This window comes from Roseicyclus sp. (genome assembly GCF_018402035.1).
Lineage (GTDB): Bacteria > Pseudomonadota > Alphaproteobacteria > Rhodobacterales > Rhodobacteraceae > Roseicyclus.
In genome coordinates this window covers 502,647-515,300 of sequence record NZ_JAGYJN010000001.1, presented here as the reverse complement: position 1 = coordinate 515,300, position 12,654 = coordinate 502,647, and the positions used below count along the sequence as shown (strand labels likewise).

Annotated in this window: 8 protein-coding genes; 7 read left to right on the top strand and 1 reads right to left on the bottom strand. The window is 62.6% G+C overall.

The window, feature by feature from the left end; genetic code table 11:
- Window positions 1-22 precede the first annotated feature (22 nt).
- Window positions 23-484, bottom strand: coding sequence for a peroxiredoxin (locus tag KG698_RS02440; RefSeq protein WP_213684289.1), 462 nt, complete (start codon window positions 482-484; stop codon window positions 23-25).
- A gap of 110 nt (window positions 485-594) precedes the next feature.
- On the opposite strand from KG698_RS02440, the gene KG698_RS02435 reads away from it, so the two are divergent.
- The 7 genes from KG698_RS02435 to uvrA all read left to right on the top strand — a co-directional run bounded on the left by KG698_RS02435 (window position 595) and on the right by uvrA (window position 12,641).
- The gene (locus KG698_RS02435; RefSeq protein ID WP_213683953.1) at window positions 595-3,882 is read left to right on the top strand and encodes an AsmA-like C-terminal region-containing protein; all 3,288 of its coding nucleotides are present in this window, start codon (window positions 595-597) and stop codon (window positions 3,880-3,882) included.
- Between the two features lie 10 nt (window positions 3,883-3,892).
- Window positions 3,893-4,948: a tRNA preQ1(34) S-adenosylmethionine ribosyltransferase-isomerase QueA gene (queA, locus tag KG698_RS02430; RefSeq protein WP_213683952.1), complete on the top strand. Its 1,056-nt coding sequence runs from the start codon at window positions 3,893-3,895 to the stop codon at window positions 4,946-4,948.
- A 60-nt stretch (window positions 4,949-5,008) separates the two neighbouring features.
- Window positions 5,009-6,298: an MFS transporter gene (locus KG698_RS02425; RefSeq protein ID WP_213683951.1), complete on the top strand. Its 1,290-nt coding sequence runs from the start codon at window positions 5,009-5,011 to the stop codon at window positions 6,296-6,298.
- A gap of 24 nt (window positions 6,299-6,322) precedes the next feature.
- The gene (locus tag KG698_RS02420; RefSeq protein ID WP_213683950.1) at window positions 6,323-6,904 is read left to right on the top strand and encodes a DUF924 family protein; all 582 of its coding nucleotides are present in this window, start codon (window positions 6,323-6,325) and stop codon (window positions 6,902-6,904) included.
- Between the two features lie 175 nt (window positions 6,905-7,079).
- Entirely contained in the window at window positions 7,080-8,474 is a 1,395-nt protein-coding gene (lpdA, locus tag KG698_RS02415) for a dihydrolipoyl dehydrogenase (protein ID WP_213683949.1), read from the top strand.
- Between the two features lie 45 nt (window positions 8,475-8,519).
- On the top strand, window positions 8,520-9,653 hold the full coding sequence (locus tag KG698_RS02410) for an MFS transporter (RefSeq protein ID WP_213683948.1): 1,134 nt from the start codon (window positions 8,520-8,522) through the stop codon (window positions 9,651-9,653).
- Window positions 9,654-9,728: 75 nt separating this feature from the next.
- Complete coding sequence (uvrA, locus tag KG698_RS02405) at window positions 9,729-12,641, top strand: excinuclease ABC subunit UvrA (protein WP_213683947.1); 2,913 nt, start codon at window positions 9,729-9,731, stop codon at window positions 12,639-12,641.
- The last annotated feature ends 13 nt before the right edge of the window (window positions 12,642-12,654 follow it).

The following is a 12,654-nucleotide window of genomic DNA, read 5'->3' as shown; positions in this document are numbered from 1 at the left end:
GTCAAGCGCCCCCGGCATCGGCCTATAGCGCCTTGACCGCCGCCAGCACCTCTGCCGCATGGCCGGGCACCTTGACCTTGTGCCAGACCGCGCGCACCACGCCCGCCCCGTCGATCAGAAATGTCGCCCGCTCGATCCCCATATAGCTTTTGCCATACATGGATTTTTCGACCCAAACGCCATAGCGTTCGCACAGATCGCTGTCTTCGTCCGAGACGAGCGCCACGCCAAGCGCGTGCTTGGCGATAAACTTGTCATGCTTTGTGGCACTATCCTTGGACACGCCCACCACCATCGCACCGGCGGCGGCGAAATCGGGGCCAAGCTCTGTGAAATCCACCGCCTCGCGGGTGCAGCCCGATGTGTCATCTTTGGGATAGAAATAGAGCACAACCGCCTTGGGCCGCAGCGCCGATAGGCTGAGCATCTCACCGCCATCGCGCGGCAGGGTGAAGTCGGGGGCTTGGGTGCCGATCTCGATCATGAAATCCTCTCGTCTTGGGCGTGGTTCTGGCATATCGGCGCAGTAACGCCGGGCAATTTGCAAGCTAGGCGGTTTGCGGCGAAGATAAAGGGCGCATGGGCACGAGGTCGATGACACAAGACGGGCAGGGCATCGCGACAGAGCAGGCAGAGGTCAAACCCACGCCCAAACGGGCGCGGCGCTGGCTTGTGGCGATGATGCTTGTTTTGGCCTTTGTCGTGATCTTGCCCATCGTCGCGGCAGGCGCGCTTTGGCTACGCTTGGCCAGCGGGCCTGTCACCTTGCCTGCCGCGCTGACCGAGCGCATTACGACGCGCATCGATGCCGCGATGTTGGCCAATACCGTTACCATCGGGCGTATCCAGATCAGCCGCGCGGCGGGTGATGACGGGCTCGATATGACGATCCGCGATCTTACCATGACCGATCTCGATGGCGCGATCCGCGCGGCCTTTCCCGCGCTGGTGGTCAACCTCTCGGGTGAGGCTTTGTTGCAAGGCGATGTCGCCCCGGTGCGGGTCGATCTGCAGGGCGCGGGCCTCAGGCTTGCGCGCGACGCGACGGGCCAGATCGATCTGGCCTTGATGGCGGGCGGCATGGCCAGCGAGATCGGTCTGGGCGATAGCTTGGCACGGCTTGATCGCATGCTGGCCTCGCCGGTTTTTTCCCGGCTCGAGGCGATCAATGGGCGCGGGCTGGAATTGGTAATGGATGATGCGATGACCGGCCAGACGATGCGCGTGAGCGATGCGCGCATGCGGCTTGAGCGGGTGGATGGGGCGCTGTCCTTGCGCATGGGTGGCGCGCTCGAAGGCAGCCGCGATGCCACCATCGACATCGCCTTGTCGCGCAGCGCGCAAAGCGGCACCACCAGCGCCGTCTTTTCCTTCGATGGTCTGGCCGCGCGCGATATCGCCACATTCGGCCCGGCGCTGGCTTGGGTTGATCTGATGCGCGCGCCGATCTCGGGCATGCTCGAGGGGCAGCTGTCTGATGATGGCGCGGTGGGTGATCTTGCCGTGCGCCTTGATATCGGCGCGGGCCAGTTCCGCCCAAGCTATGATGCAGCGCCCATCGCTTTTGACGCGCTTCAGATCGGGTTGCGCTATGATGCGGCGCGCGCGCGCATCGCCTTTGACCGCTTTGATCTTGCCGCATCGCTGTTGCGCTTTCAGGGCAATGGCCATGCCGATCTTTTGCCCGATGGCCGCGGCTATACCGGCCAGTTTGCCCTGTCCGATATCACCATCGCGGCGGTCGAAGGGATGGCGGGCCCCGTTGCCCTCGACACCGCGCAAATCGATTTGCGGCTGGCCCTTGCACCGGCATTGCACATCGAGATTGGCCAAGCCGTGGTTGGCTATGGCGCGCATATCTTGCGCGGCAGCGGCCATATCGCTGCGGTCGCGGGCGGGCTGGATATCGCGCTTGATCTGGCGCTGCCCGCGGCCGACACGGCCGAGGTGCTGGCCTATTGGCCGCCCATCCATGCACCGGTGACGCGGGGCTGGTTGGAAACCAATGTCGCGGATGGCGTCTTATCGAATATCACCTTTTCCTTGCGCGCCACGCCCGACGCGCCCGTGCGGAGCGCGCTTGGGCTGAGCTTTGCGCAGGCCAATCTTCGCGTGTTGCCACAGATGCCACCCATCACGGGTGCGGCGGGGTATGTCAGCCTTGTGGATGCGCAATTGGCCCTGCGGCTTGATGCGGGGCAGATGGTGGCCGAAACCGGCGGCGCGGTCTCATTTGCGGGGTCGGTGATGCAGATTGCCGATACACGCCAGCCCGGACCCGAGGCGGTGATCGATCTGGCGCTGGCGGGGGCTTTGGGCGATGTGCTGACGCTTTTGCGCGCGCCACCCGTGCGGCTGATGGCCGAGGGGGCGATGACGCCCGACCGGCTGGGCACGGGGCAAGTTATGGCCAATGCCCGCATTGCGACCCGGCTGATAGCCCAAGAGGGGCGCGGTCAGGCGCAAGTTAGCGTGACGGGGCAGGTAACACATGTGGTGGCAGATGAGCTGATACCCGGTCGGCGGCTGACGGCGGACCGGCTTGACGTCACCTTGGATGACGCAACCCTGCGTATTGCGGGGGACGCGCAGCTTGATGGTGTCGCGCTCTCGGGCCAATGGATGCGCGATATTGGCCCTGACGCCGCGCGCCGCTCGCAGGTTGTGGCGCAAACACGCTTGCGCCGCGACAGCCTCGCGCGGTTTGGCGTCGCGCTGCCCGATTGGATGCTGCAAGGCGAAACCGTGGCCGAGATCACCCTTGATCTGCCCGATGATGCGGCCCCCAGCTTGCGTATCACATCCGATCTGGCCGGCGCGCGTCTGGCTTTGCCGCCCTTGGGCTGGCAACAGGGGCGTGATCGCAGCGGCAGCTTGGTGGCCGAGGTCCAGCTTGGCCCTGATCCGGCGGTGACGCTTTTGGCGATTGCGGTTGATGGGCTCGATTTTTCGGGGCGGATCGCCTTGGACGATGATGGCGGCTTTCAACGGCTTCGTGCGGATCGGTTCCGGCTCGGATCATGGCTGGATGTGACAGGCGCGCTTGTGCCGCGCGGGGGCGCGCAGGCACCGGCCATCGAGATCACCGGCGGCACGCTCGATCTGCGCGGTGCGCCGCAAATCGCGCAAGGTGGCCCGCGCCTTGAGGGGGGGCCGATCACCGCCACGCTTGACCGGCTGCAAGTGACCGAAGGCATCGCCATCAGCCCGCTGATCGCCGATCTGACCACCCAAGGCGGGCTTTCGGGGCAGTTTCGTGGCCGCGTCAACGGTGAGGCCCCGGTTACTGGCACCTTGGTCAGCGTGGCGGCGGGCCCTGCGGTGCGCATCAATGCCGATGATGGCGGCCAAGTGCTGCGCGCGGCGGGGATCTTTCAATCCGCGCGCGGCGGCGCGATGGAACTGATCTTGCAAGCCTCTGGCACGCAGGGAAATTACGACGGACAATTGCGCATCGATGGCCCAAGGCTGCGCAACGCGCCTGTCATGGCCGAATTGCTCAATATCATCTCGGTCGTTGGGCTGATCGAACAGCTTGGTGCCGAGGGGATGGGCCTGGGCAATGTCGAGGCGCGATTTCGCATCACACCCACGCAGTTGATCTTGACCGAAGGTGTAGCGATCGGCCCCTCGATTGGGCTGTCGCTCGATGGCACCTATGATCTGCGCGCGCGGCAATTGGATATGTCGGGGGTGATCTCACCTTTGAACGCGGTCAACGGGTTGTTTGGGGCCATTCTAAGCGGGCGGCGCGAGGGCTTGTTCGGTTTCGCCTATAACTTGACGGGAAGTGCCGAAGACCCGCAGGTCACGGTCAACCCGTTGTCGATTCTTACCCCCGGTGTGTTCCGCGAGATTTTTCGCAGCCCGCCGCCGAACTGATGTGGCCCTCATGAAGCTTGAAGATTTCGATTTCGACCTGCCCGAGGCGCTGATTGCGACACGGCCCGCGCGGCCACGTTCATCGGCGCGTCTGCTGCATGCTGATGGGGCCGTGACCCATGACCGCCATGTCTATGATCTACCCCAGATTTTGCGGGCTGGTGATCGTTTGATCCTGAACGATACCCGCGTGATCCCGGCGCGGCTGACCGGCCATCGCACGCGCCAAAGCGCGCAAGGCGCAGTCACCGCCAAGATCGAAGTCACGCTGATGGAGCCGCAAGCCGATGGCACATGGAGCGCGCTGGCCAAGCCGATGCGGAAGCTAGCTGTTGGCGAAAGGATTATTTTTTCCAATGATCTATCCGCCGAAGTTACAGCGATGGATGAAGGGCTGCGGCTGCGGTTCAACCTGACGGGCGATGATTTCGACACGGCGCTCAACGCGTCAGGGGCCATGCCCTTGCCACCCTATATCGCGGGCAAGCGCGCGCCCGATGCACGCGACCGCGAGGATTATCAAACGATCTGGGCCAAGCGCGCGGGCGCGGTCGCGGCCCCCACCGCCAGCCTCCATTTCGACGAAGCCTTGGTCGCGGCCTTGGGGCAGGCGGGGGTCGATTTTACCTTTGTCACCTTGCATGTCGGGGCGGGAACCTTTCTTCCCGTGACGGTCGATGACGTCACCACCCACCGCATGCATGCCGAATGGGGCGAGGTGCGCGAACAAGCCGCCGCCGAGATGAACGCCACCAGCAAGGCGGGTGGGCGCATCATTCCCGTCGGCACCACGGCCCTGCGGCTCATTGAGACCGTCGCCGATGCCGATGGCACCATGCGCGCCTATGAGGGCAAGACCGATATCTTTATCTATCCCGGCTACCGCTGGAAAATCACCGATGGGTTGGTGACCAATTTCCACCTGCCCAAATCGACGCTGATGATGCTGGTCTCGGCCTTGATGGGTCAAGACCGCGTGCGCGAGATCTATGCCCATGCGATCAAGGACAGCTACCGTTTCTTTTCCTATGGTGACGCCTCTCTCCTGATTCCGTCGCAGATGTGACAGACCGGGGGGCAATTCGGTCGCCAAGCTTTCGGCGAGACCAAAAGAAAGGCCGTTTCAATGATCAGTGTTCTGCGTCTGTCATGGCCGCTGCTGCTGGGTATGTTCTTGTTGCAGATCGGCAATGGCTTGCAGGGCTCGTTGATGGGTGTGCGCGGCGCGATCGAGGGGTTCTCGACCTTTGAGCTGTCCTTTATCGCCTCGGCCTATTTCGTGGGTTTCTTGGGCGGATCACGCTTTGCACCGGTCTTTATCGCCAAGGTGGGTCATGTGCGCGTCTTTGCGGCGCTGGGCTCGCTGATTTCGGCCACGCTGATCAGCTACCCGGTGCTGACCGATCCCTATGCTTGGATGGTGCTGCGCGTGATCTTGGGCTTCAGCCTGTCGGGGGTCTATGTGACCGCTGAAAGCTGGCTCAACGATGCCTCCACGAATACCACACGGGGGCAATCGCTTTCGACCTATGTGCTGGTGCAGATGTTTGGGCTGGTCGCGGGCCAAGGCATCTTGTCGGCGGGCGACCCGTCAGGCTTTTTGCTGTTCATCATCCCCTCGATCCTTGTGTCGATCAGCTTTGCGCCGATCCTTTTGTCGGTGCAGCCCGCTCCCGCCTTTCAGGCCTCGCGCCCGATGAGCTTGCTCTCGCTTTACCGCGCCTCGCCCTTTGGCACGGTGGGCATGCTGTTGATGGGGGCGGTCTATGCGATGCAGTTTGGCATGGGGTCTGTCTATGCCACCAAAATGGGCCTGAGCCTTGGGCAGATCTCGCTCTTTATGTCGGTGATCTTTCTTGGTGCCATCGTCATGCAATACCCAATGGGGTGGCTCTCGGATCGGATCGACCGGCGTGTAATGATCGTGGCCAGCGCCGCCTTGGCCGGTTTCGTGGGTATCGGCGGCTATGCCTTTGCCGAGAGCTTTGTTTTCCTGATGGTGGTGGCGGGTTTGGTCGGCGGGCTGTCGCAACCGCTTTACGCGCTCTTGATTGCCTATACCAATGACTACCTCTCTCCCGAAGAGATGCCATCGGCCTCGGGCGGGTTGATCTTTCTCAATGGCTTGGGCGCAATCGCGGGTCCGCCACTGGCGGGTCTGGTCATGTCCTATTTTGGAACCGGGGGATATTGGCTGATCATGGCGCTGTTTTTGTTCCTGACCTCGGCCTATGGGCTATGGCGCATGACGCGCCGCCCCTCGGCCTATGCGGGCGACAAGGATCACGAGGCGGTCTCCTATCCAAATATCTTGCCCGGCGCATCGCCTGTTGCGGTTGAGACCGCGCAAGAGCTTTATGTTGAGGCGACAGAAGCCAGCGAGGCCGAAAGCCGCGCAGAGACGACGAAAAGCTAAGACGGTCAGGAAAGGATCTGTCCGATGAGGACAACGGTGCAGAACAGGGCGGGAGAGGTGCTCACCTTCTGGCAAGAGGCCGGGCCGGAAAGCTGGTATCGACAAGATGCGCCTTTCGACCGCACGATCCGCGACCGTTTCGGCGCGCTATGGGATCTGGCCTGCGCAGGCGGCTGCGATCACTGGGCGATGGGGCCAAAAGGGGCGTTGGGGCTGATCGTCCTGACCGACCAGTTCCCGCGCAACATGTTCCGCGACAGCCCGCGCGCCTTTGCCTCCGACGCGCGCGCCCTGCGCATCGCGGCCAGCGCGCTCAACCATGGCTGGGATCTGCGCGTGGCCGAGCCGATGCGGCAATTCTTTTACCTGCCTTTCATGCATTCCGAAATGCTGACCGACCAAGATCGCAGTGTGCGCTTGTTCAAGGCGCGCATGGCCACGGGTGATAACCTGCTGCATGCGCGCGCGCATCGCGAAGTGATCCGCCGCTATGGCCGCTTTCCCTATCGCAATGCCGCGCTGGGCCGCACCTCGACCCCGCAGGAGGACGTCTTTCTCGCGTCCGGCGGCTATGGCGCGATCGTGCAAGAATTACAGAACGCTTGAGGCGAGGCGCGGGAAAACCCGGGTTTTCCCACGCGAAAAACCCGGGTTTTTCGCCGGCCCCTGTGCCGGTGAGCTTTGCGCTGCGTGCAAACCGGCCTGCGACCCAACGCCGATTGTCGCGCGGCGCAAAATTTGTTTAACGTTGAACAAATGGGAATCCGGAGGAGAGTAACCCGTGGCATCTCAAACATTCGACGTCATCGTGATCGGTGCAGGCCCCGGCGGCTATGTGGCCGCGATCCGCGCCAGCCAGTTGGGCCTAAAAGTGGCCATCGTCGAGCGCGAGCATATGGGGGGCATTTGCCTCAACTGGGGCTGTATCCCGACCAAGGCGATGCTGCGCTCGTCCGAGGTGTTCCACCTGATGCACCGCGCGGCTGAGTTTGGGCTCAAAGCCGAGAATATCAGCTATGACCTCGACGCGGTTGTCAAACGCTCGCGCAATGTGGCCAAGCAGCTCAATTCCGGCGTCGGCCATTTGATGAAGAAAAACAAGGTGACCGTCGTCATGGGCGTGGCCACCATCCCCGCCAAGGGCCGCGTCAGCGTCAAGACCGACAAGGGCACCGAAGATCTGACCGCCAAGCACATCATCCTTGCCACCGGCGCACGGGCGCGCGAATTGCCGGGGCTGGAGGCCGATGGCAAGCGCGTCTGGACCTACAAGCATGCGCTTGTGCCGCCGCATATGCCCAAGAAATTGCTGGTGATCGGCTCAGGCGCGATCGGGATCGAATTTGCCAATTTCTACAGCACGCTGGGCGCTGATACCACCGTGGTCGAGGTGATGGACCGCATCTTGCCCGTGGAAGATGCCGAGATCTCGGCCTTTGCCAAGAAGTCCTTTGAGAAACAGGGGATGAAGATCATGGTCAAGGCCATGGTCAAGAAACTCGACCGCACCGCTGACAAGGTGACCGCGCATATCGAGGTGGATGGCAAGATCGAGACACATGATTTCGACACGGTCATTTCCGCCGTGGGGATCGTGGCCAATACCGAGAACCTCGGCCTCGAGGCGCTGGGCGTCAAGATCGACCGCAGCTTTGTCGTTACCGACGAGTATTGCCGCACGGGTGTCGAGGGGCTTTATGTTATTGGTGACGCCACCAACGGCCCGTGGCTTGCGCATAAGGCCAGCCATGAGGGCGTGATGGTGGCCGAGTTGATCGCGGGCGGCCATCCGCACCCCGTGAAACCAGAACAAATCGCAGGCTGCACCTATTGCCATCCGCAGGTGGCCTCCGTCGGCCTGACCGAGGCCAAGGCCAAGGAACGGGGCTATCAGGTCAAGGTCGGCCGCTTCCCCTTCATCGGCAATGGCAAGGCCATCGCGCTGGGCGAGCCCGAGGGGATGATCAAGACCGTCTTCGACGCCAAAACAGGCGAGCTGTTGGGCGCGCATATGATCGGGGCCGAGGTGACGGAGTTGATCCAAGGCTATGTCATCGGTCAAAAGCTCGAAACCACCGAGGCCGATCTGATGGAAACCGTGTTCCCGCATCCGACGCTGTCGGAAATGATGCATGAATCGGTGCTTGATGCCTATGGCCGCGTGATCCACCTGTGATCTGTCGCGCTTGACCGCGCCCTTGCGCCCGGTCAAGCAGACGCCATGAACCAGAGCGCGCCCCATCTGCCGATCCGCACGCCTTGGGCGCTGATCGCAGCGCTTTACGGCGCGGGGCTGCTGGCTGCCGGGCAGTTTGCCAAGATCTCGCTGACCCTTGGCCCCTTGGCCTTGGCCTATCCCGGCTGGCCCGTGGCTTTCGCCGTTTCGGGCGTGGCGGTGATGGGGATCATTTTCGGCGTCATGGCGGGCGGGCTGACGGCCAGCATAGGGCCGCGCCGTGCGATCTTGGCGGCGCTGGGCCTGTCGGCGCTGGCGGGTGGCGCGCAGGCGCTTTTGCCGCCCTTTCCCATCCTCATGGCACTGCGCGTTGTCGAGGGGGCAGGGCATCTGGTGCTGGTTGTGGCCATCCCCACGCTGATGGCGGGGCTGGCCGCGCCGCGTGCGCGTGGCTTGGTCATGGGGCTTTGGGCCACGTTTTTCGGCGTTGGTTTCGCGCTGGCCGCCCTTGTCATTGGTGATCAGGCACCCCCCGTCTATGCGGTGCATGGCGCGCTTTGTGCGCTTTTTGGCGTGTTGCTGTGGTGGATGCTGCCGCGCGCAGCCGTGGCGCGCCGCGCGCCCCCGCAACTTTCCGATCACCTTGTGATCTACACCAACCCACGGCTTTTTGCGCCCGCGTTGGGCCATGGCATCTACGCCTTCTTGTTTCTGGCCGCTGTCACCTATCTCCCTACGGCGCTGGGGGCTTTGTGGCTGGCACCGATCCTGCCGGTCGTCGGCATCGTCGGATCATTGGGCGCGGGCGTCTTGGCGCGGTTCATCGCGCCGGGTGCCTTGGTGGCTTGTGGCTTTGGCCTGATGGCTTTGGTTTTTGCCCTGGGCTTGGTATGGCCTGCTGGGGCGGCGGGCTTGTCGGTGTTGGCGATGCTCATCTCGGGTTTGGTGGCGGGGGGTAGCTTTGCCGCCGTGCCATGGTTGAACCAGACCGAGGATACCCGCGCGCTGGCCAATGGTGCCTTGGCCCAGCTTGGCAATATCGGCACATTCGCCGGCACCCCGGTTTTGGCGGCCTTGGGGGCGGGGGCCAGCCTACCCTTGGCGATTGCGGTGGGGGTTTTCGGGGCGCTCGTCACGGCAATCGCATATCGCGCTGCCATATTGGTAAATGTTCGCTAAAAGTTCTTATTTTTTCATTGGAGACTCGGGCACCTTCGCCTATCTCTTACTGACCGGTTAATGACAGGCCCAACCATGCCCGAGATGAAGCAGATCGAGGTGCGCGGCGCGCGCGAGCACAACCTCAAGAATATCGACCTCGACATCCCGCGCGACAAGCTGGTGGTGATCACCGGGCTGTCGGGATCGGGCAAGTCGTCGCTTGCCTTTGACACGATTTATGCCGAGGGGCAGCGGCGCTATGTCGAAAGCCTTTCGGCCTATGCGCGCCAATTCCTCGACATGATGCAAAAGCCCGATGTCGATCACATCTCGGGCCTGTCGCCCGCGATTTCCATCGAGCAAAAGACGACATCGAAAAACCCGCGCTCGACCGTGGGCACGGTGACCGAGATCTATGACTATCTGCGCCTGCTTTTTGCGCGCGCCGGCACGCCCTATAGCCCGACCACCGGCCTGCCCATCGAGGCGCAGCAGGTCCAAGATATGGTTGATCGCGTCATGGCGCTGGAGGAGGGGACGCGCGCCTATCTGCTCGCCCCTATCGTGCGTGACCGCAAAGGCGAATACCGCAAGGAATTCATGGAGCTGCGCAAGCAGGGCTTTCAGCGGGTCAAGGTCGATGGCCAGTTCTATGAGCTCGATGAGCCGCCCACGCTCGACAAGAAATTCCGCCATGATATCGATGTTGTGGTGGACCGGATCGTGGTGCGCGCGGGCAGCGAGGCGCGGCTTGCCGATAGTTTCCGCACGGCGCTTGATCTGGCCGACGGCATCGCGGTGCTAGAGATTGCTTCGCGCAGCTCTTCGGAGGCGTCCGCCTCCTTATCGCCCGGCGAACAGGCCTCGGGAGAGGCTGAAGAGCCGATGCGCATCACATTTTCGGAAAACTTTGCTTGCCCCGTTTCGGGCTTCACCATCCCCGAGATCGAGCCGCGGCTGTTTTCCTTCAACGCGCCATTCGGGGCCTGTCCGGTTTGTGACGGCTTGGGGGCGGAGCTGTTCTTTGACGAGCGCCTGATGGTGCCCGATGTCACGCTCAGCCTTGAGAACGGGGCCATCGCGCCGTGGCGAAAGGGGAAGTCGCCCTATTTCACCCAGACGATCCAAGCCATCGCGCGCCATTACGGCTTTGACGCGAAAGCGGCGTGGAAAGACCTTCCAGATGCCGTGCAGCAGGTGTTCTTGCACGGCTCGGGCGAGGAAGAGATCCCCTTTCGTTATGATGAGGGGGGGCGCGTCTATCAGGTCAAGCGCAGCTTCGAGGGGGTGATCCCCAATATGGAGCGCCGCTACCGCGAGACCGATAGCACATGGATTCGCGAAGAATTCGAGCAGTATCACAACAACCGCCCCTGTGGCGCTTGCGGCGGCTATCGCCTGCGCCCCGAGGCGCTGGCCGTCAAGATCGCGGGCATGCATGCAGGCGAGGTGGTGCAGATGTCGATCCGCGAGGCCTTTGCTTGGTGCGAAGCGGTGCCTGCCAGCCTGAGCGTCCAGAAAAACGAGATCGCGCGCGCCATCCTCAAGGAAATCCGAGAGCGGCTTGGGTTCTTGAACAATGTGGGTCTCGATTACCTGACACTTGCGCGCAATGCGGGCACGCTGTCGGGCGGCGAAAGTCAGCGTATTCGGCTGGCCAGCCAGATCGGCTCGGGTCTGACGGGCGTGCTATACGTGCTCGATGAACCCTCCATCGGGTTGCACCAGCGCGATAATGATCGGCTTTTGACCACGCTCAAGAACCTGCGCGATCAGGGTAATACGGTGATCGTCGTCGAGCATGATGAAGAAGCCATCCGCGAGGCCGATTACGTCTTTGACATCGGTCCGGGGGCGGGTGTGCATGGGGGCCGGATCGTGGCCCAAGGCACCCCGGAGGAGATCATCGCCGATCCCGCCTCGATCACCGGGCAATACCTGTCTGGCACGCGTGAGATCGCGGTGCCTACCGAGCGGCGCAAGGGTAATGGCAAGGCGCTGACCGTGGTCAAGGCCACGGGCAACAACCTGCGCGATGTGACGGCTGAATTTCCCTTGGGCAAATTCGTCTGTGTGACCGGCGTGTCGGGGGGCGGCAAATCCACGCTTACCATCGAGACGCTTTACAAAAATGCTGCCGTCAAGCTCAACGGCGCGCGCGAGACCCCCGCACCTTGCGAGACGATCAAGGGGTTCGAATATCTCGATAAGGTGATCGATATCGATCAACGCCCCATCGGGCGCACGCCGCGCAGCAATCCTGCGACCTACACGGGCGCGTTCACACCCATCCGCGATTGGTTCGCGGGCCTGCCCGAGGCCAAGGCGCGCGGCTATAAGCCGGGGCGGTTTTCCTTCAACGTCAAGGGCGGGCGCTGCGAGGCGTGCCAAGGCGATGGGGTGATCAAGATCGAGATGCATTTCCTGCCCGATGTCTATGTCACCTGCGAGACCTGCAAGGGCAAGCGCTACAACCGCGAAACGCTGGAGGTGCAGTTCAAAGGCAAATCCATCGCCGATGTGCTGGATATGACCGTTGAGGACGCGCAAGAGTTCTTCAAGGCCGTGCCGTCGATCCGCGAGAAAATGGATGCGCTGGTGCGGGTGGGCCTTGGCTATATCAAGGTGGGCCAGCAAGCGACGACGCTTTCAGGCGGTGAGGCGCAGCGCGTCAAGCTGTCCAAGGAATTGGCCAAGCGTTCGACGGGGCGCACACTTTACATCTTGGATGAACCGACCACGGGGCTGCATTTCGAGGATGTGAAAAAGCTGCTCGAAGTGCTGCATGAGTTGGTCGATCAGGGCAATTCCATGGTGGTGATCGAGCACAACCTTGATGTGATCAAGACCGCTGATTGGATCATCGATATCGGCCCCGAAGGGGGGGATGGCGGCGGTGAGATCGTGGCCGTTGGCACGCCCGAGACGGTGGCGACGGTCACGGCGAGCCATACGGGGCGTTACCTCGGCCCGATGCTGGGCGCGCGCAAACACGCCGCAGCGTAACGCGCCGCGGCGC